The 22,753-nt window shown below is 31.8% G+C and carries 19 protein-coding genes; 16 read left to right on the forward strand and 3 right to left on the reverse strand.

Translation table 11 applies throughout. The features are described from left to right. Positions 1-123: 123 nt before the first annotated feature. Positions 124-1,725, reverse strand: a complete 1,602-nt coding sequence (pckA, locus tag K5V07_RS01815) for a phosphoenolpyruvate carboxykinase (ATP) (RefSeq protein ID WP_221916107.1) — start codon at positions 1,723-1,725, stop codon at positions 124-126. A gap of 64 nt (positions 1,726-1,789) precedes the next feature. Then, positions 1,790-2,191 carry a DUF423 domain-containing protein gene (locus K5V07_RS01820; RefSeq protein WP_221916108.1) on the reverse strand — a complete coding sequence of 134 codons (402 nt, stop codon included), beginning with the start codon at positions 2,189-2,191 and terminating at the stop codon, positions 1,790-1,792. Positions 2,192-2,371: 180 nt separating this feature from the next. Between K5V07_RS01820 and K5V07_RS01825 the strand changes: the two genes are divergently transcribed. From K5V07_RS01825 to K5V07_RS01900, 16 genes are all read left to right on the forward strand, one after another. Further along, entirely contained in the window at positions 2,372-3,742 is a 1,371-nt protein-coding gene (locus K5V07_RS01825) for a saccharopine dehydrogenase family protein (protein WP_221916109.1), read from the forward strand. Positions 3,743-4,166: 424 nt separating this feature from the next. Further along, positions 4,167-4,826, forward strand: coding sequence for a response regulator (locus tag K5V07_RS01830; protein WP_221916110.1), 660 nt, complete (start codon positions 4,167-4,169; stop codon positions 4,824-4,826). 255 nt (positions 4,827-5,081) lie between these two features. Further along, positions 5,082-5,291: a hypothetical protein gene (locus K5V07_RS01835; protein ID WP_221916111.1), complete on the forward strand. Its 210-nt coding sequence runs from the start codon at positions 5,082-5,084 to the stop codon at positions 5,289-5,291. Positions 5,292-5,344: 53 nt separating this feature from the next. After that, positions 5,345-6,112 (forward strand): GLPGLI family protein, encoded by a 768-nt coding sequence (locus K5V07_RS01840; protein WP_221916112.1) that lies wholly within the window; start codon positions 5,345-5,347, stop codon positions 6,110-6,112. A 52-nt stretch (positions 6,113-6,164) separates the two neighbouring features. Then, entirely contained in the window at positions 6,165-8,795 is a 2,631-nt protein-coding gene (locus K5V07_RS01845) for a carboxypeptidase-like regulatory domain-containing protein (RefSeq protein WP_255577454.1), read from the forward strand. Between the two features lie 343 nt (positions 8,796-9,138). Beyond that, positions 9,139-9,666, forward strand: a complete 528-nt coding sequence (locus K5V07_RS01850) for a hypothetical protein (protein ID WP_221916113.1) — start codon at positions 9,139-9,141, stop codon at positions 9,664-9,666. Positions 9,667-9,762: 96 nt separating this feature from the next. After that, positions 9,763-10,653: a DUF1963 domain-containing protein gene (locus tag K5V07_RS01855; protein WP_221916114.1), complete on the forward strand. Its 891-nt coding sequence runs from the start codon at positions 9,763-9,765 to the stop codon at positions 10,651-10,653. A gap of 487 nt (positions 10,654-11,140) precedes the next feature. Further along, positions 11,141-11,914 carry a M23 family metallopeptidase gene (locus K5V07_RS01860; RefSeq protein ID WP_221916115.1) on the forward strand — a complete coding sequence of 258 codons (774 nt, stop codon included), beginning with the start codon at positions 11,141-11,143 and terminating at the stop codon, positions 11,912-11,914. Between the two features lie 111 nt (positions 11,915-12,025). After that, on the forward strand, positions 12,026-12,568 hold the full coding sequence (locus K5V07_RS01865; RefSeq protein WP_144891349.1) for a GNAT family N-acetyltransferase: 543 nt from the start codon (positions 12,026-12,028) through the stop codon (positions 12,566-12,568). 118 nt (positions 12,569-12,686) lie between these two features. Beyond that, positions 12,687-13,484: an AraC family transcriptional regulator gene (locus K5V07_RS01870; protein WP_221916116.1), complete on the forward strand. Its 798-nt coding sequence runs from the start codon at positions 12,687-12,689 to the stop codon at positions 13,482-13,484. Positions 13,485-13,564: 80 nt separating this feature from the next. Continuing rightward, complete coding sequence (locus K5V07_RS01875; protein WP_221916117.1) at positions 13,565-15,142, forward strand: S41 family peptidase; 1,578 nt, start codon at positions 13,565-13,567, stop codon at positions 15,140-15,142. A gap of 8 nt (positions 15,143-15,150) precedes the next feature. Further along, a complete protein-coding gene (locus tag K5V07_RS01880; RefSeq protein WP_221916118.1) occupies positions 15,151-16,035 on the forward strand; it encodes an aspartyl protease family protein in 885 nt (294 codons plus the stop codon). 427 nt (positions 16,036-16,462) lie between these two features. Continuing rightward, positions 16,463-17,518, forward strand: coding sequence for a serine hydrolase (locus K5V07_RS01885; protein WP_221916119.1), 1,056 nt, complete (start codon positions 16,463-16,465; stop codon positions 17,516-17,518). Between the two features lie 9 nt (positions 17,519-17,527). Continuing rightward, on the forward strand, positions 17,528-18,454 hold the full coding sequence (locus K5V07_RS01890; RefSeq protein ID WP_221916120.1) for an alpha/beta fold hydrolase: 927 nt from the start codon (positions 17,528-17,530) through the stop codon (positions 18,452-18,454). Positions 18,455-18,464: 10 nt separating this feature from the next. Next, a complete protein-coding gene (gene bla / locus K5V07_RS01895) occupies positions 18,465-19,352 on the forward strand; it encodes a class A beta-lactamase, subclass A2 (RefSeq protein WP_221916121.1) in 888 nt (295 codons plus the stop codon). 263 nt (positions 19,353-19,615) lie between these two features. Then, the gene (locus tag K5V07_RS01900) at positions 19,616-19,996 is read left to right on the forward strand and encodes a hypothetical protein (RefSeq protein ID WP_221916122.1); all 381 of its coding nucleotides are present in this window, start codon (positions 19,616-19,618) and stop codon (positions 19,994-19,996) included. A gap of 1,288 nt (positions 19,997-21,284) precedes the next feature. Here K5V07_RS01900 and K5V07_RS01905 read toward each other — a convergent pair. Continuing rightward, positions 21,285-22,748 carry a M56 family metallopeptidase gene (locus tag K5V07_RS01905; RefSeq protein ID WP_221916123.1) on the reverse strand — a complete coding sequence of 488 codons (1,464 nt, stop codon included), beginning with the start codon at positions 22,746-22,748 and terminating at the stop codon, positions 21,285-21,287. Positions 22,749-22,753 lie beyond the last annotated feature (5 nt).

The following is a 22,753-nucleotide window of genomic DNA, read 5'->3' on the forward strand; positions in this document are numbered from 1 at the left end:
CTTACAAATTTAACGCCAAAAAACGAATCGCATGCTAAAATGTTGATTTCTTTTGTCTTACCACATAAAAAAAGTAAAGCCGCTCTTTACGAACGGCTTTACAAGTGTTGAATTATAATTAACTTATGCTAGTGGAGCACCTGCCATAATCTCTGGATTGGCAAATTCTTCAAATTTCGCAAAATTTTCTTTGAATTTTTGAGCAAGTTCTAATGCTTTTTCATCGTAAAGCTCTGGGTTTTCCCAAGTATTTCTAGGATTCAAAATTTCACTAGGAACATTAGGACATGATTGTGGTTTTGCAATTCCAAAAACTTTGTGGTTTTCATAAGCAACATTATCAAGCTCACCGTTAAGTGCTGCTGTGATCATGGCTCTAGTGTATTTTAATTTCATACGGCTTCCTACTCCGTATGCACCACCAGTCCAACCTGTGTTGATTAACCAAACCGTTACATTAGCATCTTTCATTTTTTTGCTTAACATTTCAGCATATTTCGTTGGGTGCAAAGGCATAAATGGCGCTCCAAAACAAGCCGAAAAATTAGGCTGTGGTTCTGTTACTCCAGCTTCTGTTCCAGCAACTTTAGCGGTATAACCAGATATAAAGTGGTACGCTGCTTGACCTGGAGTCAATTTTGCAATAGGAGGCAAAATACCAAATGAATCAGCCGTCAAGAAAAATATGTTTTTAGGATTGTTACCTATAGATCCTGGTTGGATATTGTCTATATGTGTAATTGGGTAGCTTACGCGTGTGTTTTGAGTGATGCTTACATCTTCAAAATCTACTTCATTGGTACCTTCTTTAAAAACTACATTTTCAAGAATAGCTCCTTTTTTAATAGCTCTAAAAATGTCTGGTTCGTTTTCTTCGCTAAGATTAATTACCTTGGCGTAGCAACCTCCTTCAAAGTTGAAAACGGTATTTTCATTAGTCCATCCGTGCTCATCATCACCAATCAATTTACGATCTGGGTCAGCTGATAAAGTTGTTTTTCCAGTTCCAGATAAACCAAAGAATATAGCAGTATCTCCTTTTTCACCTACATTGGCACTGCAATGCATAGGCAATGTGTTTTTAAAAACAGGCAAAATGAAATTCAATGCAGAGAAAATTCCTTTTTTCATTTCTCCTGTATATCCTGTACCGCCTATTAAAACTACTTTTTTAGTAAAGTCTAATATGGCAAAATTACTTTGACGTGTACCATCTACAGCTGGATCAGCCATAAAACTTGGCACACAAAGTACCGTCCATTCTGGTGTAAAAGTAGCTATTTCTGATGCTTCAGGTCTTAAAAACATATTGTAACAAAACAAGTTTGCCCAAGGAGTTTCGGTTACCACACGCACATTCAACCTGTAATTTGGATCAGAACATACGTATGAATCACGTACATAAACTTCTTTATTAGATAAGTAAGCAGTTACTTTATTGTATAGTTTTTCAAAAGCAGCAGGCTCAAACGGAATGTTTACTTTACCCCACCAAACTTTATCTTCACTGATGCTGTCACGTACAATAAAACGATCTTGTGGAGAACGGCCTGTATATTCTCCTGTATTAACGGCTAAAGCTCCTGTAGAACTCTCAACTCCTTGACCTGATTGTATTGTAATATTGTGTAATTCTTCTGGAGATAACTGGTAATGAATGTTTACGTTTTCAATTCCTAAATCTGTTAACGAAATCGATTGCGAGAAATGCATAGTATTGTCCATAAATTTAGTGTGTATAGTTACATTTAATAGACTACAAAAGTAGAAATTAAATTTCAGTTAGCCTTTAATTCTGATGATTTTGTGATTTTTTATCAAATATTGATGCCAATAGCAGAAACCAAGCAATAATTAGTAGGAGACCGCCTATTGGCGTTACGAATCCTATAATTTTAAAATCGAAAGTAGTGAGGTTGTTGGTAGCCAAAAGATAGATAGATCCTGAGAATAATGTAACGCCCGAAAGCACTAAATAATAAATGGCTTTTTGCTTTTTTTGTGAAAGCGCATCATAGTTCCCTATGAAAAGTAAAAACAAAGCATGATACATTTGGTACCGAACTCCCGTTTCAAATGTTACCAATTGATCTATTGATAAAACTTTTTTCAAGGCATGCGCGCCAAAAGCGCCTAAAATTATAGCAATCATTCCTAAAACAGCACCGCTGGCTATGATTCTTTTTTTCATGGGTCTTGTATTTAGTACAAAAGTATTTGATCTCAAATGAAATTAAAAGTTTTTGAGGTCTTTGTTTTGGCGTACGCGTGTTAAAAAAAGAGCTGTATTTTTAGGTTCTAAATAAAATAATCACACTTCATTTGTTATAAATACAACAATTATGTATGTTTGTGTTATAAATATATAAAAATGAGAACAATTTTAATCATTGGCGCAGGAAGATCGGCCTCTTCTTTAATTCGGTATTTGCTTCAAAAATCGGAACAAGAGCAGTTGCATCTCGTTATTGGTGACTTGTCATTGGCTTTGGCCCAGAAAAAAACCAACAACCATCCTAATGCTACCGCAATCGCCCTTGATATCTTTGATGAAAAGCAACGGCAACAAGCCATTCAAAATGCCACCATTGTAATCTCAATGCTGCCCGCACATTTGCACATTCAAGTGGCCAAAGATTGTATCACGTACAAAAAACACTTGGTTACGGCCTCATACGTGAGTGATGCCATGCAAGAATTAGATGCTCAGGCTAAAGCAAACAATCTTATTTTCATGAACGAAATCGGACTTGATCCAGGAATTGATCACATGAGTGCCATGAAAGTGATTGATGAAATTAAGGAGAAAGGCGGCGAAATGATTTTGTTTGAGTCTTTTTGTGGCGGATTAGTCGCCCCAGAATCAGATACGAATTTGTGGAATTATAAATTTACTTGGGCGCCGCCCAATGTGGTGCTGGCAGGTCAAGGAGGCGCTGCTAAGTTTATTCAAGAAGGCACGTACAAGTACATACCCTATTGCAATTTGTTTCGTAGAACCGAGTTTTTACAAGTAGAAGGTTACGGACGTTTTGAGGCGTATTCTAACAGAGATTCTCTAAAATACCGCTCTGTGTATGGACTAGATGATGTACTCACCTTGTACCGAGGCACCATCCGTAGAGTTGGTTTTTCAAAAGCTTGGAACATGTTCGTACAACTTGGCATGACCGATGACAGTTACATCATGGAAAACTCAGAGAACATGAGCTACCGTGAATTTGTCAACTCGTTTCTGCCGTATCATCCTACCGATTCGGTTGAAATCAAGACTCGTTTGATTCTCAAGATTGATCAAGACGACATCATGTGGGACAAATTATTAGAACTCGATTTGTTCAATCCCAACAAAAAAGTAGGTTTAACAAACGCCACACCAGCCCAAATTTTAGAGAAAATATTAACCGATAGCTGGACCTTACAAGAAGAGGACAAAGACATGATTGTCATGTACCATAAATTTGGCTACGAAATAAACGGCAAAAAAGAACAAATTGATGCAAAAATGGTTTGCCTTGGAGACGATCAAACCTATACCGCCATGGCCAAAACCGTAGGTTTACCCGTTGCCATGGCCACATTATTAATCCTGAATGGCAAAATCACCACGCCAGGCGTACAATTACCCATTCGCAAGGAAGTATACGAGCCTATTTTAAAAGAGTTAGAAGAATACGGCGTAATCTTCAATGAAACCGCCATGCCGTATTTAGGATACAATCCAGATAAAGAGTTTAGTTAGTAGTTTTTTTTAGATTTATAGTTGGATGAATCCGCTCCTTTTCAGTAAGTAGCGGATTTGTTTTTTTAGTTGGTTTTATTTTCAGTTCCTGGGCGTGCCCCTCCGTGAAAAACTACGGGTCAGGCTGTACACTACAATCTTTGTGTTTTTAAAGAAAAAACACAAAGGATTTTCGCTGCCATCCTTCACGCGAGCCCAGTTTTCAGCTGTTGATTTTTTTAATAATTTGTAAGATAATTTTAATATATTTGGAAAATTTAAAATAGATAAACCTTCATCTATAACTATTTAGCGGTAGGTTTAAGAGCTAGATATTATCAATAACGATGGATTAAATGTTGGCTTTATGCACACTCGGCTCCTTAAGGTATTGGAAAAATAATTAAAAATTTTCAAGAGAATAAAGAAAATACAACTACTTTATATGAATTTAAAAATTGTTATTATCGATGATCATGAAATGGTTTCAGGTGCTTATAAAACTATTTTGACACAAGGTTTCAGAAACGATACTGAAATTATTACTTTGAATACTTTACAAGCAGCCTATGAATGTATAATTATGGATAATGATAATGACAACATTGATATTGTTGTTTTAGACATAAGTATGCCCGTGTTTTTAGAAAAAAACATTTATAGTGGCGAAGATTTGGCTCATTTGATACGATTAAAATATCCCAAGGTTAAAATTGTTTTTATTTCTGGTTACCATGATTTGCTTATTTTAAATAGAATCATTAATAGTATTGATCCTGAAGGGCTGATAGACAAAATCGATCTAAATGCGGGTAACTTAGTTAATATTTTTACATTAATCATAGCAGGTAATAAATATAAAAGTGAAACAATTAAAAATCGGATTGATGATCATTCAAATGTGAATTATTTTTTTGACAATATTGATATGAGGATTATAATTCTAATTGCACAAGGAATAAAAACAAAGAATTTATATAATTTCATACCCTTGACAACAAGTGCTATAGAAAAAAGAAAATCAAAAATTAAAATCAAGTTAGGTGTAAATGGAACCAGTGATGAAGACTTAATTCGAGAGGCAAAAAAAGCTTGTATTATTTAAAATTTAGTTTTTAAGGATGATTATTTTAACATTTTTTGAGGTTTTACCATAAGCCACACATTTAGAAAAAAGATAATTTTGAAATGTAAAAAAAATATTATTTTTAAATAGTCGCGAATATTTATGAAGTTGTATTCTTTTTTATTGGTGAATTATTGTTCACAGGCAGAATAAATATGTAAAACTGCAGAAATTTTCGACTGCCTAAATGAGCCAGAAGCTCTTGCGAAGATTGAAGCATAAAATTTAATCATTATGAAAAAAATATTTTTAGTACTTATTGTATTTGTTAGTGTTGGTGTTAATGCAAAAGAATGGAATGTTTCTACAACTTGCGGAGTAACAGGTTCAATAAACATTGCTGATAATGCATCTGTAGAACAAATTAGAGATGCTGTATCAATGTATAACTTTAATAATTGCGGAGTTTATCCGAAAAAAGTTACGATTACGATTGCCAATTAAAATTAATTAGGGCTATCTAATTATATTTAGGTAGCCTAATAAATATTATAATAATGAAATTAAGATGCATTAACCTTTTACTTGCTTTGTTTATTTTTACAACAGCAGTCTCTCAAAACATTAATACCGATTATGTTTTTTTGTATAATTTAAAATATACCCGAAATGACAGTTCTTCGGATAATGAACAATTTATTTTATTAGTTGAAAGTAAGAGTAATAAATCGGCCTTTTTAAGCAGTACCATATATTCCGCAAATTCCTTAAAAAAAACTAATCCAAACGATTATGCATCATATGGTTCAGAATTTCCTGAGATCGTATTTCAAAATAACAATCAGATTGATGTTTTTGAAGATATAAAAGAGTTTAAGTATAGATATATTGAGAACGAAAAACTCAATTGGGAAATAGTAAAGGAAAAAAAGAAAATTGGTAAAGTGAATGCTCAACTAGCTAAATGCAATGCATATGGTAGAACATGGTATGCATGGTTTACAGCTGAAATACCGCTTAATTATGGGCCATATAAATTCAAAGGTTTACCAGGTTTGATAGTAAATATGTACGACTCTGAAAAAAAAATAAATTTCACACTTGAGAGCTATAAAAAGAAAACGGAGACATACGCATTGCCAAGAATAAAAGATTATACTTTAATAGCAAAAGATAAATATTTTAAAAATAGATTTAAAATTTTAACTGCAGATGATGGTGTCGTACTATTTAAAACTTCTGAGGAAAGAAAAAAATGGTTTAACGGAGTAAAAAGAAGGTATAGAGGTCAAGTGCTCCTAGATGTTAAATATCCACAAGAATAAGTTGAAACAAGAAAAGGTTAAATTTTATTTGTGGAAAAAAATCGGCGCACTAATGATGAGAATGATAATTCTATTTATTTTGATAGGCAACTTTGGATACGCACAAACTACTATCAAAGGAAATATATACGACAAAAAAGGATATCCAATTGCTAACGCAAATATTTTAATCAATAATAAAGCTACCCAAGACATCATTTCGTATTCAACTTCAGATGAAAAGGGAATGTACAGTCTAAATTTCAATGTAGATCAAAAAGAAATAGATATTCAAATAAGTTCTATAGATTTTGAAACGGTTATTGAAACACTCAAAAATGAGAATCAAAAAAAAGATTTTGCATTACAAGACAAAGTATTTGAATTAAAAGAAGTTGTAATAAAGTCTTCTCCAATTACTCAAAGAGGAGATACTATCAATTATACTGTAAATTCATTTTCTAAAGAGCAAGATAGGAGTATTGCCGATGTTTTGAAAAGAATGCCTGGAATAGAGATATTATCAGATGGAAAAGTTTTATATCAAGGCAAGCCTATCAATAAATATTATATAGAAGGACTAGATTTATTAGAAGGGAAATACAATTTAGCTAATGATAACTTATCCTATAAAGCTGTTTCCCAAGTGCAAATCCTTGAGAATCATCAAGCGGTTAAGCTGCTGGACAGTTTAAAATTTTCTGATGATGCAGCATTAAATATTAAACTAAAAAAAGACTACACCTTTACCGGTCAAGCTAAACTAGGTGTAGGTACGGCTCCATTTTTATGGGATATCAATGTTACACCAATGCTCTTTACAAAAAAAAGACAAGTATTAGTATCCTATCAAGCTAATAACACGGGTAATAATATAGCTTCTCAACTCAAGACCTTAACTATTGACGATTTATTAAGTCAATTTGAAAGTAGTAACGAAAAAACAAATTGGTTATCCATTCAAAAATTATCAAATCCTAATTTTTCAGAGAAACGATGGTTAGACAATAACATTAATTTGCTCTCCATTAACTGTTTGCAAAAAATGAAAAACGATTATGAACTAAGGTTGAACTTCTCCTATTTAAACGACAATCAACGGCAGGAGGGATCAACTAATACTCGTTTTATAACACAAAATAATACCGTGAATCTTCTGGAAGAAAACAGCAATCTGTATGCTACAAATCTGGTACAAACTAACATTACGATACACAAAAATTCTAAAAAAAAATATTTTAAAAACAGTTTAGATTTTGAAGGGAACTGGGACCTCCAGCGAGGATTTATTGACGCTGGAAATCAAAATTTGACACAAAATGTAAGGAGTGAATATCTTAAAGTATCAAATAGTCATAAATCAATTTTCGGTATCGGAAATCAATTGTTAACTTTTAATTCTTATGTAGGTTATAATAAAACACCACAAAAATTAAAAGTAAATCCGGGACAGTTTGAAGAAATTTTAAACAATAGTAATCCTTATGAGCAAGTAACTCAAGCCGTAGATTTAAAAACGTTCTACACAAACAATTCTTTCAGTTTAACTAAAGGAATCTATCAATTTACATTTGAACCCAAAATAGGTTTTCAATTAGAAAATCAAAACTTGAATAGCCAGATAGTCACTACGAGTAATGTGCCTTTGGGAGGTGATTTGTCAAATAATTTAGATTGGATGCGATCAAAAATTTATTTTGATCTCCTAACACAGTATCAAAAAAACAAATGGCATTTAGACTTGACAACACCCATAAACATGCAAACTTATGCCATAAATGACAAACCTTTACAAAGAAAAAGCAACTTCAATACGGCAACATTTGAACCACGACTATCAATAGTTTATGATTTAAATTCCTATTGGAAAATCAACTCAACGGTAAGTTTTAACAATCAGTTTGGGACAATAAATCAATTGCATTATGCCTATATTTTGCAAAATTACAGAAGCATACAAAAAATTGATGCGCCATTGCCGCAAATTTTTAATCAGAATAAATCGCTCGGGTTTGGGTACAGAAACCCACTAAAAGCCTTGTTTTGGAATATTGCCTACACGAATACTAAAAGCACAAATAATTTGCAATATGACACACAAATTTTAGCTAATGGATCCACAGAGATAAAAGCGATCGAACAAAAAAACACTGTTTTTGGTCAAAATATTTCATCACGTATCAACAAACAATTCAATGAATTAAAAACTAATGTCACCCTTAATTTTGGGTACAGCTTAGCAGAAGCACAGCAAATATTAAATGCAAATACTACTACAATAAAAAACAAGAGTTGGAATCTAGGAAACAAAATTGATATTGATATCGTTAAAGGGATCAATATTGAATATGAATCTAGAATGAACTTTTCTAAAAATAAAATTCAAGAAACATATAATCCCTTAATTATACAGCAAAATCATTTGCTAAATTTAAATTGCAATAGGTTTGAAAATCAAATTTTTATCGTAAAATCAGAGTACATTAAAAACAATTTATTTTCCGAAGATTCAAAAAATGTATTCCTGGATTTTATTTATAGATACACCATAAAAAAGAAAAAAATTGATTTTGAATTTCAGGTTAATAACATATTCAACAACTCAACTTTTAAGACCGTTAGCATAAGCGATTTCAGTTACATTGAGACTAATTTTAATTTAAGGCCAAGACAAGCTCTTATCAAAGTTATCTTTGCTTTATAGCAATGAAATTGATGTTGTTACATTTTTGTTAGTAATTAACCCATGTATTCTCTACATAAAGAGCTAATTTATTTTTTTAACTATTTGGGCGTGCCCCTCCGTGAAAAACTTCGGGTCAGGCTGTACGCTGCAATCTTTATGTTTTTAAAGAAAAAACACAAAGGATTTCCGCTGCCATCCTTCACGCGAGCCCAGTTTTCAGTTGCTGATTTTTTTATTAAATAGTAAGAAAATTTATTTATATTTGAAAAACGCAAAGCGAAACAAAACTTATATTATTTGCACATGTTTGGTTGTGTATAAGAAGGTTTGTTTCGTTTATATTAAAGTTAGGTGTAATTTAATGACAGACATTCAAACCATATTGACGAGCAAATTTCCGAAGACAGAAGAACGGGTTGAGGGTCGACTTGTTTTTCTAGACCAACATGAAATTATTAGACTAGACAGTCCGAGACTTCAGGCAATTACAAAGCTCGACTTTTATAAGACGAAATTTTTTACTGGTTATCGCAAATTTACAATAATTGACACTGTAGTTGGACTCTCAAATGACAACGAAGTGTTTTTATTGACCAACCCACTTTTCTCAGACAAATATTCAGACCTTATCAAAATATTTGAGAACGTAAAATCCGCACACGTTGACAAAGGCTTCGTTTCTGACTTAGTTGACATGTATCGAGCGACCGGAGCAAAGATTACTGAGATTGGTGCTGACAAGTATCAAATTTGGTTTAGCGACAACAAGTGGAGAATACTAGATTTTGAAATAAACGGAACTTTGAAAATAAAAACTACACTTAACAGCACCTTGCCAAAAGGGGGCGTTCTTGGTGGCAAAAACTTCTCGGCTCCGAATAAACTTTAATCGTAGCTTGACAGATGGCGCTCCGAAAGCCCCGCCTTCGGCAAGCAGCAAAACGTTGTGTGTAATATTCCCAAAAAAAACTGAAAAACAGAAAATATGTTTAATTTCAAGAAAAGTAAATTAGAAAAACTTATTAAGTTTATTAAAAAATCTGACAATAAACTTTCAGTAGATGATAAAGAAAAAATCATCAAATTAATTAAACCTGCTATTGGAATACTAACAAAAAAAATGGAATCTGATAATTGGAAAATTGGAGGTTCGAAAATTGGAGGAAAACCAGATTTGCCTAAAGATGTTTTGTGGCCAAGAGTAAATGATTCTGATTTAGTTTTTTGTGCTCAATATAATTTTTCAGAAATTAAAAAATTTGATGTTGAAAATTTACTTCCTGAGAAAGGAATGTTGTATGTATTTATTGGAATTAATGGCGAATACAATGAATTTTCTATTGAACAAAAAGATTGCAAAATATTCTTTATAGAAAACCTTGAAGATTTAGAACGAAAAGAATATCCAACGACTTTAAAAACAGAAGGAAAAGTTGAGCCAGCAGAAATTCAATATTTTGAAAGTATAACTATTCCAGATGATGAAAATTATAAACTTATTTATTTTGATGAAAAATATGAAGATTTCTACTTCCATTTTTATCAAGATACAGAGGAATATATTGCGGAAGAATTAAATGGAATTGCAGACAATATGCATCAAATTCTTGGAGAGGATAAATCTATTCAGTCAAGTGTTGTTTATGAATACAGTAAAAATGAATTGAATATATCAGATGAAAAATATACAGAAAAGTGGAATGAAATTCTTGATAATTCTAAAACATTCAGTAATTTACTTCAACTGGATTGTATGGATTCAAATACAAATTTAGATAAATTTGGGGGAAGTGGTGTTTTCTATATTGGGTTAAAAACAAAAGAATTAGAAAATAAGAATTTTAACAATTTGATGATTTCATTTCAAACAACGTAAAAATACTCCGCACAACAACTAGGGTTTCGTTGCGTGCGAAGCACGAACAATGAAACTCGTGTTGAACGGAACCGGCAATTATCTTATAATATGGAGTTATCGAAAAGTGTAAATAAGGCTATTTGAGAAGTGTTTTTATTTCTATCACGGAATTATCAACAATAAATGGATAATCAATTAAGTAATACAAATATAAACTTCCTTATTCTATTCCAAAAAGTACAAAAAATAGTTTTTGATTTTTTTTTAATGGTTGTTTTTGAAAGGAATTTATTTTAAGGCTCGCAAGCTGCCGTAGGTTTAGTTCAACAGCTAGTAAGCAATAGTTGGGAATTAGGCTTAATCGAAAAGTAGTTTTGTATTTGAGATAATTTACTTCTTATATTCGCTATCGCTCTAATGGCAAATCAGAAAATAGAGCTTAATTTAGTCTCCAACCCGCCTTTGCAAAGCGACGAAAAGTTTGTGAAATTTTAGAATAATAATCGTGAGGAAAAATATCATATTAATAGTCATACTAGTATTTGCTTCTTGTTCAAGTTTGAGAAAACTTCCAAAAGAACATTACTATGAGTTTTTGTACTACTTCAATAGAGAAATCAAAAACGACACAATATCTTTCCACTTAAAAAATCCTCTAAAATGTCCCGTAAATGTTAAATTAGTAAAAGATTCTCTAAACCCAAATATCGAAAATTTGTTTGGTCATATTACATTAAGAGAATTACAAGACACTGTAATTAGTTTTAAATACCGCGATTTCAATCAAGCCAATGAAACAAAATATATTGTTAAATACGGAGATTTAAATAAAAAAATATTAAAAAATCAAGTTTCTTACCCTTTCCCAAAAGGCAAAGAGTATAAAATCATTCAAGGCTACAACGGGAATTTTACTCATAACACGCTTATTAGTCAATACGCAATAGACTTTGATTTAAAAATTGGAGATACAATAACAAGTGCTGATAGTGGTTATGTAGTTGGGTTAATTGAAGATTATAAAGATTATGGAACAAGCAAAAAATGGTTAAAAAATGACAAAAGTAATTATATAACCATGTACCACCCACAAAGCGGAATCTTCACTCAATATGTGCATTTAAACCACAAAGGCTCTCTAGTTAAGTTGGGAGATTTTGTAGTTAAAGGACAAGCAATTGCAATTAGCGGTATGACAGGCTTTACGACTACACCACATTTACATTTTAATGCAAAAAATACCAACAGTAGAACATGGATTAATATCAACAAAAATTGAATTTGAAAGTGGCGTTAAAGGAGAGGATTTAAAGAAAAAAGACCGCGTGAAATAGAAAAAATGCCTCCAAAAGCCCCTAACACAACGATTCATTACCAGCAATAAAATACAATGACAACAGAATTTCCAATATTAAGAACCGAAAGACTTTTACTGCGACAATTTGTTGATGACGACCTTGAGAATGTTTTCAAAGGACTTTCGCACCCATACATTATCAAATATTATGGAGTGAGTTTTCAAACATTGGAAGCAACGAAAGAACAAATGACTTTTTTTGCTGACCTTGAAAAAAATGAAACGGGAATTTGGTGGGCTGTTTGCTCAGCTGACAACAAGATATTTTACGGAGCAGGCGGACTCAACAGTTTAAGTAAAGAACATAAAAAAGCAGAAATAGGATTTTGGTTGATTTCAGACTTCTGGGGTAACGGAATTATGAAAGAAGCGATGCCACTACTTTGTGATTATGGCTTCGACAATTTAGGACTTCATAGAATTGAAGGATTTGTAGAGTCTGAAAATAAGAATTGTAAAAATGCAATGGCTAAACTAGATTTCCAACACGAAGGAACGATGAAAGAATGTGAAATTAAAAATGGCAAGTTTATAAGTCTTGACATTTATGCAAAACTGAAGTCAACTAAATCATAAGTGAACTAAAAAATCAACAAAAAAAGCCCTAATTTTAAGACTTATTAAAATTGATTTAGACAATCAGCTTAATCGAAAAATGATTTTGTATCGGGGAGATTTACGTTAATTGAATAAAATGAAAACAAAGATAGTTTACCCTAAAAACCCTTTATTGAAAAAATTTATTCAATATTTTTTATTCTTGACTAAAGGTGATACTGAGATGGTAAGTCAGTTGTGTTATCCAAATACGAATCATTGTCTTAGTTTAATTAAAGGAGGAGAAATGATTGCATTAAATGCAAACGAATATAGTATTTTACCTTCCACAAGAAACAGTAGTTACTTAACAGGTATTTACAAAGAACCTATTAAGATTATCGCAAAACAGCCATATCAAGAGCTATGCATAAACTTTAATCCATTGGGTTTAGAGGCTATTTTTGGCGAGCAACTTTCACAAAATATTTTTAAGAATAATATATTGAGTGAAAACAAAAATTGGAATCCGTTGTTTGAAATTGTTTTTAGTAATGATTCATTAGAACTGATTCAAAACGAAATTGAAAGTTTTTTTATTTCTATTTTACGAGATGAAATGCTATCCAATAGTTTATTGTTTAACGAAACCGTACGGGCAAATGAAATAGAGGATTTAAATGATTTGTTATGCAAAAGCTATCGTTCAACACACAGGTATTTTGTAAATCAATTACAAACTACTCCCAAAGAGTATTTACAGATAAAAAAAGTTAGAGAAGCGATGTCTCTCATTTTAAAAAATGTTCCGTTAATAGAAATTGCTTTTTTATTAAATTTCACAGATCAATCACATTTCATAAAAACATTTAAAAAATACACAAATATAACGCCCTCTCAATTTAAACAATCAAGTTCTCAGGTTGATAATACGTTGATTTGGAATTTGGAATAGCATTTAAAATATTTGGCAGATTTGTACAATTTTCATTTTTTAAAGAAATCTACTTTTGCATTTCACTGAAAAATATAAAAATGAAAATCTATCTTCGCCAGTTCTTCACTGTTATTTTAATATTGAGTTTTTCCAACATCAAAGCGCAAAATAGCCCGAAACTTCATAAATACCTTGAAAATACTCCGCAACTTACCCACTCACAGATGTTAACGGATTATGATTCGTTAGTGTCCTATATAAAGCAAGTAAGCCCAATTATTCAATTTAATAAAGAAGTAAGGAAAATTGACTTTGATAAGCATACTAATAACCTCAAAAGGAAAATCACCGCTAAAACAAGTATGGAGGATTATCTTTTTTTAGTACAAAAAACATTAAATGTAGCACAAGACGGGCACACTAGTAGACCAGGTAAATGGCTGTTGGATATCATAAAAAAGGATTGGATTCCAAAGGGTATTGCAGAATTAGATACACTAGACTTTCCTCATAATTATAAATATGACGATTTTTTAAATAAAAACTTTTATACTAAGACAAAATTAGAACTTGCTTACATCAATGGTGAATACTATAATTTATTGCCCTTTTCTTATCAAGGAATAAGTTATCCTGCCTCAATGAAGTTAGTAAGTTGTAATGGTAAAGAAATTCATCAATTTGTAAAGAGTATGGAAGAATTAATCTCTCCGCTAAGATGGGACAGGATTAATAATAAAGTCTATCATGAGAACTTTTATACAGTTGGAGAAATATATAAAAACAACCATTTAAAATTAACCTTCGTTGATACCAAGCAAAAAAGCAAAACAGTAACTATTACTAAAGATGATACGGTTACTTTTCTAGAACAGAAAAAAAATAATTTTGGTTACAATACTAATACAGATCCTGTTATTACACATTACTTTGAAAAAGAGCAACTCTTTTATGGAAAAATACCCACAATGGATGAAAAACTGGGGGATACTTTGATCAATCGATTTCAAAAAATTATAAATAAGTTTGCTGTAAAATCTATTGTATTAGATGTTCGAGGAAATGGAGGAGGTAGTGATAATACCTATGGTAAGTTTTTAGGAAAGATATTAAAGGATACCTTGAAGATGAATTTGACTATAGGATATATATTCAGCCCATTAAACGGATTAAAAAAAGACTCTATTATTAAATATGGTTTAACTTTTGACAAAGAAGGCCCAAAACTAAAAGATCTTGAAATGTTTTATAGTAAGATACCCAATTTTAGTTTTTTCTATCCATCGAAAGAATTAATTCCTTTTGAGGGTCCTATCTATGTATTACAAGATAGATTTATATTTTCTTCGGCAAGTAATTTATCTAGCTTAGCCTATAAAACTAAACGTATCATTAGTATAGGTGAAACACCAAATTTATTAGGAGGTGTTCAAGCAAGAACCTCCGTATTTAGTCTACCCTATAGCAAAGTAATTTTTAGATTAGAACCGCAAATTGATTTTACGGATTGTAAAACGGTTGCTGATATTTTTCAGAACCAAGTAGAACACTTTGTAACCTATCCTATTGATTTTTTGCATGATCGTGCAACAACAAATGAAGATATTTTAGGGAAAAACTTCTTAATGCAGAAAGACCCAATGTTTAAAAAAGTAATAGAACTTGAACTTCAATAATACTAAGAATGAAAGAAAAATTATTGGTTTATTTTTTAATACTATGCAGTAGTGTTTCGGCTCAACAAAAAATAACTAGTGAGCGTATTCCGTTTATAATCAACGAGCAAAATACAATTATTATCGAAGCCATTTTCAATGAAAAAGACACACTACATCTTAACTTTGATACAGGAACTACTGAATTGGTTTTGACAAATGATGCTCTAAAAAATAAGCTCAAATCCATTCCAAAACTGTATAATACGTTTTACAATTTAAAACTTGGAAACGAAACGTATAAAACCAAAGTTTATGACGCAGCATTATCAGGACACGGAACAGACGGGAGATTTGGTTGGGATTTATTTAAAGATAAAGTTGTTGAAATTAATTATGATAAAAAACTATTAATCATCCATGCAACATTACCAGATAGCATTGAAAAAAATAGAAAATTCACTAAACTTGCTATTGAATTTTATAAAGACCTTTTTTTAATTCAAAGTATGATAAAACAAAACGGCATTTCTAATAAGGACTTTTTTTTGTTTGATACAGGTTACCAAAGAACAGTAATGCTAGATAACGATTTGTTAAAACAAATTAAATTTCCAATTGAAAAAATGGAGGTTGTAAAAAAAGTCATCATGAAAGGAGCGCAAGGAAATGAAATTCCGGTTATTACCTCAATGTTAAAAGTTTTGAAAATTGGAAAGCATACCCTAAAAAACATTCCTATCCAGCAAATAACGACCAATAAGCCGTTGAAAAATAAAAGCATTCACATTTTGGGTAATGAAGTTTTGAAAAGGTTTACTGTGTTTTTGGACTTTCAAAACAATTTTGCATACCTAAAACCAAATCATTTATTTAAAGATCATTACACAGATCAAAAGGGAAATAGCCTATAATTGCCACTTGGCAAGATGAAGTTTTTGTCTTAATAATTATTCTGTACCAAGTAGATGTGGTAATTCCCAAAACAGTCCCTACTTAAAATGCCCTTGGTTTGAGTTCTTGGGCGTGCCCCTCCGTGAAAAACTTCGGGTCAGGCTGTACACTACAATCTTTGTGTTTTTAAAGAAAAAACACAAAGGATTTTCGCTGCCATCCTTCACGCGAGCCCAGTTTTCAGTTGCTGATTTTTATAAAATAGTAAGAAAATTTTAATATATTTGGAAGGTGCAAAGCGAAAAAAACTCTTGATTATCTGCACATGTTTGGTTGTGTATACGAAGGTTTGTTTTGCTTATATGCAAGTTGGCGGCAATTTTACGAACCGACGTAACCTCAAAACACAAATAAACGAACAAATATTTAATAATTTTCAGAACCTAAATGGAACAATTTTTTAGACTAATAATACTTGCAACAACAATTTTATTTGCAAGTTGCAATTTATCAGCACAACAAAAAGACAACTACTCCACAAAAATTGATAGTTTACTAACAACTAAAATTCCTAGAAGTTTTAACGGAGTAGTTTATATTCAACAAAACGGAGAATTTAAATATGCTAAAGCATACGGATTTGCTAATTTAAACAAAAAAATACCTCTGAAAATCGACGACAAATTCTCTACAATGTCGATAGCAAAACAATTTACGGCTACGCTTATCTTACAAGAAGTTGAAAAAGGAACAATTGATTTGCAGACTCCTATTCGTAAATATTTACCCGATTTAAAATATTCTTGGGCAGACACCGTTTCTGTTCATCAATTGCTTAACAACACTTCGGGTTTGTACAGCGAAAGCTTAGACAAGCCTTTAAAATCTAAGCCAGGTACTGCATTCAACTATTCAAATATTGGTTATTATGTGGCTGGAATGGTTTTGGAAAAGCAAAGTGGAAAAAGTTTCGAAACCTTAGTAACGGCACTATTTAAGAAATGTAAAATGAACAACAGCTATTATCCTAACGAAACCAATAGTAATTTTTTGACCAAAGGGCACCTTATAAAAAAAGAGGGAACAATAACGCAATTTGAAAAAATTAGCTTTACACCTGACCAGTATTGGGGAAGTCATTTGATTGTTACCGCACCAGATTTAGCTAAATGGAATGAGTGTTTGTATAATGGAAAGTTATTAAAAACAGCTACTTACAAACTGATGACCAATTATTCTATTACTAACACTCATACTCTTTTTGGCAAAAATCCTATTGGTTACGGTTATGGTTTGCGAATTAATGATAAAGCCGACATCTACGAAATTGGACATACAGGATTTCATCCAGCCGAAGGGTTTACTGCCGTAAATCTATATTACCCAATGACCAAAACAAGTATAATTGTAATGGAAAATCAAGCCCATGAAAACTTTGAAATTGCTTATTATTTTGAGCAGGAAATTAGAAAAATAGTTAAAGAAAGTAAACTTTTGAAATAAATCGCTTCAATGCAAAAAACACTATTGCTGTTTTGCAGTATAATCTCATTCATTGCAAATACACAAACAAATCACACTATTTACTCAAAAACGTATGGACAAAGTGGAAATCCTGCAATCCTATTTATTCACGGGGGACCGAGAGGAAATTCGACACTTTTTGAAGGAACAACTGCCCAAAAATTAGCCGAAAAAGGGTTTTATGTAATTGTTTATGACAGGCGTGGCGAAGGTCGTTCCATTGATAATACTGCGACATTTACTTATCAAGAAGCGATTAAAGATTTGATTGAACTTTATAAAAACTACAACATCAAAAAAGCAACTATTATTGCTCACAGTTTTGGTGGTTTAGTTGGAACGCTTTTTACGGAGCAAAATCCTGAAAAAGTAAATTCGCTAATTTTGGCAGGTGCTTTGTTTTCACAACAAGAAACGTATGACCATATTTTAAAAACCACTAAAGAAAATTATACAGAAAAAAAAGATAATTTAATGCTTTCTAAAATTTCTGAAATTGAGAAGCTTCCAAAAAATTCCGCTGAATACAGAAAACAATGTTACGAAATTGCAAGCCAAAACAATTATTTCAAAATGCCATTTCCAACAAAAGAAGCAAATCAAATTCGTGAAAATTATGAACTAAGTGAATTTGGTAAAAACAACATCAGAAATGACAATGCACCTATTTTATTCTACAAGAATGAAAGCAAAAATAATATAGACACAAAGCCAATTTTAAAAAACCTGAAAAAACAAGTAAAGTTATTTGCAATTTATGGACAAGAAGACGGCGTATTTTCAGAAAAACAATTGAATGATATAAAGAAAATAGTAAATAAACAAAACTTTAAAATCATTGAAAACTGTTCACATTATTTATTTGTTGATCAACAACAAATATTTATCAACACCATAGCAAAATGGTTAAAATAATAATTTTATTATGAAGAAAATAATATTCCTACTCTGTCTTTCCCTATTTTCGGTTCAACTATTTGCTCAAAATACAAATGAACTTCGGGAAGAACTGAACAAAATTATCTCCACAAAAAATGCAACCATTGGAGTTTCCATCAAAAGTATTGAAGACAAAGATACGTTGAGCATCAACGGAAAGTTGAATGCACCGTTGATGAGTGTTTTCAAATTTCATATTGCTTTGGCAACTTTAAACTTGGTAGACAAAGAAAAACTTACTTTAACACAGAAAATTTTTATAAAAAAACAAGATTTGCACGAAAATACTTGGAGCCCAATACGAGACGAGTTTCCCAACGGAAATATGTATTTGACAGTAGACCAATTATTGAAATATACCGTTTCACATAGTGACAACAATGGTTGTGATATTCTTTTAGACCTGATTGGTGGAACAGAAGCGGTTCAAAAATTTATCAATAATCAAGGAATAAAAGATTTTACAATAAAAGTAAATGAACAGGAAATGCGAACTTGGGAAAATCTTTATATAAACACAACAACGCCATTAGCTACAACAGAACTACTTGAAAAATTTTATAAAGGAAAAATCCTCAAAAAGAAATCAACAAACTATTTGCATCAAATTATGGTAGAATGTTCGAGAGGAAGTACTTGGATGAAAGCAGGACTTCCCGATGGAACCGAATTAGCACACCGAACAGGAATTTCTGGAACTAATGAAAATAATTTGAGAGCTGCAATGAACGATGTTGGAATTGTAAAACTTCCAAACGGAAAACATTTAATTATTTCAGTTTACTTGAAAAACATAACAGAAACAAAAGAAAATACTGAAAAAATAATTGCAGATATAACAAAAGCAACTTGGAATCACTACACGGAAAAATAAAAATTGCCACCAACACACTACAAGCAATGTGGGTTTTAGGCTTAATTTGAAATTGGTTTTGTATTTGGAATATTAGTGATAATCCGAAAATAGAGTTTAATTTAGGCCCAAACCAGCTTTAGTAACGGGACGTTATAGGGCAGTTGCACCGAAATCAAGCAAGTAATTCTAGTTCAAGATAACGATTTTAAAAACAAAAACGTGAAGTTTAATTTTCTTAGCAGAACAAAGCGTTGGATAATAACTAACCTAAAACAAACATATTGAAATCAATAATATTTTTTTTATTTTTTTGTATCACTGCAAGTGCACAAAACAAGCCAATTGGTAAATTTGAGCATAGATGGTTTTCAGATTACTGTGAAGATGGTTTAGGTTGTATTGGACAAATTTTCACTCTTCAATTAAATCAAGATAATAATTATGTTTTAGTCGAACATATTGAGAGCGATGGAATGGAAGAGCCCAAAATAATTGCTGGATTATATACTTATGATAAAAATATATTGACTTTACAAACACCAACTATTTGGGTATTTAAAGTAAATAGAAAAATGACAAAATTAAAAGCTATAGAAAAAACTAAAGCGTACGGAAAAAAAGTTAGGCAAATCTATAAAAAAAGCAAGTTGATTAAAACTTGAAAACGGAAACGTGGAAAGTTTGCTTTTAAATTATAATTTCGACAAAAATAACCAGCCCATAACAGCTAGTTAGAAATAGTCGGGAATCAGGCTTAATGGAAAAATGGTTTTGTATTTGTGATGATTTGGTAAATCCGTAGAAAAGGGCTTAATTTAGTCCGAAACCTGCTGTAGTGCCAAAACTTTAGCAGTAATTCCCCGTAGACTCCCGCCCTGACCCCGTAAGCTAACGACGGAAAAGTGGAAAAATGTAAGGAATAAATAAGAAAAAAATATTTTTGTAAATATTTGATTTACATAACAATATTAAAAAGTTAGTTAGAATTGTAAAGCAAGCACGTATAAACATGAGAAATAAACTAATTTTTGCTTACATATTTTTTTTAGCTGTTGAGTATTTATTAAGAACTTATGTAGAGCAATTTAAATATCATAGAATTGGTTTTTTGTTTGAATTTATACCAATAATGACTGCTACTCTTATAACGTCTTTCTTAAGCAGAAAAGTAACTATAAATAAATATTTTCACGAAGTCTATTTAAAATTCTCAATTGTCTCCATCCTAGGTTTTTTATCCACAAAAACAATTCTTTTTTATCAATGGTACTGGATATTGCACCCTGAATACAAGAATAATAAACTTGATATGAACGAAGGTTTAGCGTGGACGATAATTTTTTCATTCATTGGAATAATATACATTTTATTATCTTAATTAATTTTGTTCTTAACAACTAAAAGAAATTAAATTTAAGTATAACAACTACTGCCAACACACGCTAAAACAATTTGAGCATTTGGCTTAATGGAAAGTTGTTTTTGTATTTGAGATAATTTACTTCATCTTCGCTATCGCTCGAGTTCAAATCGGAAAACAGAGTTCAATTCAGGTCCAAACCATCTGTTATGCCAGGACGATAGGAGCAAGATAAAAAAATGAATATAACTTTAACTCAAAACACAATTACCGTTCAGAAAGTTAGTAACCTCAGTTTTTAAAGGAATTTAAATAAGTTACTTTTGATAGTATCAAATGATGCTATCAATGAAACCTTCTTACGACATAACTCCTCAAATTCCTAAGCAGATAGGTTCTATTTCGGAAAATATTGCAGAGGAAATACAAAATTATCCCATTACATATTCCTCTTGGTAAGGAACAAAAGACATTAAAATAAAATCGCCTTAACAATTTCGTGTTATAAAGGATTTCAACATCAAAAGCCAACAACATTTATAAAAAACAAATCCGCTTCAGGTCTAGGCTTGAAGCGGATTTGTTTTTAATTAGGATTTAGCTGATTGTATAGTTATTGGTAAACTGTATAGCACTCTCACTGGCGCGCCATCTACTTTACCCGGAATCCATTTTGGGCATAAGTTCATTACGCGTATTGCCTCGTCACCTGTACCGAAGCCAATATCGCGAATGTTTTTTACGTCACTAATACTACCGTCTTTTTCAATGATAAAAGTGATGTAAATTTTCCCTTTTAAATTGGGTTGTTCAGGAGTTTTGTAATTGTTACCTACGAATTTGTAAAAACTGTTCATACCGCCAGGAAAATCTGGTTTTTCCAGTATTTCTGAGGTGTTATAGAGGTCGTTTTCTCCTTTTTTTACAATCTTATTTTCAAGGCTGAACGGATCAATTTCCATAGTTTCAGGAGCGCCTTTGCTTAATTTGGTTAAAAGTTCCTCGTTGGTTGGGAGTCTTTCTTCTTTTGATAAAATCGATGGGATAGCTCTTTTTTCGGCAGGAGTTAAGTCGTTGTACTTTTTTTCGGCAGTAATTTTTCCCTTTTCATCTTTGACCTTAAAAGTGGTTTTGTTGTAATAGGTTTTAAACAAACTTTCCACTTTGTTGGGTTGCGCATTTTGTTTCGTAGCTGTTTGCTGAGCCACAACCTTGGTACATAATGAAAATAGTAGCGCTGTTATCGCAGGCAAAAGCAAGGCTTGCTTGGCAATGGCTTTTCTTTTTGATGTGGTTTTAGTCATCATGAGTAATCGTTTTTTAGTTATTAAATAGTTCAAATTACTGGCCAAGTAAAAAGTTGGGTTCGCGTTTGCCTTTGAGAGCAACAGGGATTGGTAAAACGGAACATTGTTATAAGAGTGCACAACTTTCTCATCGGCAAGAAATTCGTGGTTAAGTTGAATGGCTTTTTTGTAAAAAATAAAAATAGGGTTGAACCAAAAAACAGTTTTCAATACTTCGATAAATAAAATATCCAAAGTATGTTTTTGAGTCACATGCGTAAGCTCGTGGGTGTACAATTCGGCCTCAACTTCGCGGTTGTTGTATTCCGTTTCGTTGATGAAAATGGTATTCAAGAACGTGTGCGGTAGCGTTTTTTCAGGAACCAAAACCAATTGAGCATTCTGGTATGCGATGGCTGTATTTGATTTCATTTTTTTTGAAATCTGCACCACATTGCGCATGAATCTAAACCCCAAAACAAGAGTGACCAACCCATACAAACCCCAAAGCGCTATTGCTAAATAGTTTGTTTCTTCTACTACAACGGCGGTAACTGGTAAGATTTGGATATTTCCAGCTGTAACTGCAGGTTGTGCAATTTCCTGAATAACTTCAATAGTTATAAACGGAATCACCATCGAAAAAACCAAAGCGAACAACAAGTAAAACCTATTGAAACGGTACATTTTTTCCTTTTCTAGCAGAAAATGATGCACTCCTAAAAGCACCATAAGGCTGAGGGTTGATTTGATTAGAAAGTCGGTCATTTTTT

The sequence above is a fragment of the Flavobacterium sp. CHNK8 genome (assembly GCF_019774515.1).
GTDB lineage: Bacteria > Bacteroidota > Bacteroidia > Flavobacteriales > Flavobacteriaceae > Flavobacterium > Flavobacterium tiangeerense.

What these genes read in the sequence shown, in the direction of transcription:
- pckA (WP_221916107.1), bottom strand. Translation starts at nt 1,725, where the DNA reads ATGGACAATACTATGCATTTCTCGCAATCGATTTCGTTAACAGATTTA.
- K5V07_RS01870 (WP_221916116.1), top strand. Translation starts at nt 12,687, where the DNA reads ATGAAAACAAAGATAGTTTACCCTAAAAACCCTTTATTGAAAAAATTT.
- K5V07_RS01885 (WP_221916119.1), top strand. Translation starts at nt 16,463, where the DNA reads ATGGAACAATTTTTTAGACTAATAATACTTGCAACAACAATTTTATTT.
- K5V07_RS01880 (WP_221916118.1), top strand. Translation starts at nt 15,151, where the DNA reads ATGAAAGAAAAATTATTGGTTTATTTTTTAATACTATGCAGTAGTGTT.
- K5V07_RS01865 (WP_144891349.1), top strand. Translation starts at nt 12,026, where the DNA reads ATGACAACAGAATTTCCAATATTAAGAACCGAAAGACTTTTACTGCGA.
- K5V07_RS01825 (WP_221916109.1), top strand. Translation starts at nt 2,372, where the DNA reads ATGAGAACAATTTTAATCATTGGCGCAGGAAGATCGGCCTCTTCTTTA.
- K5V07_RS01835 (WP_221916111.1), top strand. Translation starts at nt 5,082, where the DNA reads ATGAAAAAAATATTTTTAGTACTTATTGTATTTGTTAGTGTTGGTGTT.
- K5V07_RS01850 (WP_221916113.1), top strand. Translation starts at nt 9,139, where the DNA reads ATGACAGACATTCAAACCATATTGACGAGCAAATTTCCGAAGACAGAA.
- K5V07_RS01905 (WP_221916123.1), bottom strand. Translation starts at nt 22,748, where the DNA reads ATGACCGACTTTCTAATCAAATCAACCCTCAGCCTTATGGTGCTTTTA.
- bla (WP_221916121.1), top strand. Translation starts at nt 18,465, where the DNA reads ATGAAGAAAATAATATTCCTACTCTGTCTTTCCCTATTTTCGGTTCAA.
- K5V07_RS01875 (WP_221916117.1), top strand. Translation starts at nt 13,565, where the DNA reads ATGAAAATCTATCTTCGCCAGTTCTTCACTGTTATTTTAATATTGAGT.
- K5V07_RS01830 (WP_221916110.1), top strand. Translation starts at nt 4,167, where the DNA reads ATGAATTTAAAAATTGTTATTATCGATGATCATGAAATGGTTTCAGGT.
- K5V07_RS01855 (WP_221916114.1), top strand. Translation starts at nt 9,763, where the DNA reads ATGTTTAATTTCAAGAAAAGTAAATTAGAAAAACTTATTAAGTTTATT.
- K5V07_RS01845 (WP_255577454.1), top strand. Translation starts at nt 6,165, where the DNA reads ATGATGAGAATGATAATTCTATTTATTTTGATAGGCAACTTTGGATAC.
- K5V07_RS01890 (WP_221916120.1), top strand. Translation starts at nt 17,528, where the DNA reads ATGCAAAAAACACTATTGCTGTTTTGCAGTATAATCTCATTCATTGCA.
- K5V07_RS01820 (WP_221916108.1), bottom strand. Translation starts at nt 2,191, where the DNA reads ATGAAAAAAAGAATCATAGCCAGCGGTGCTGTTTTAGGAATGATTGCT.
- K5V07_RS01840 (WP_221916112.1), top strand. Translation starts at nt 5,345, where the DNA reads ATGAAATTAAGATGCATTAACCTTTTACTTGCTTTGTTTATTTTTACA.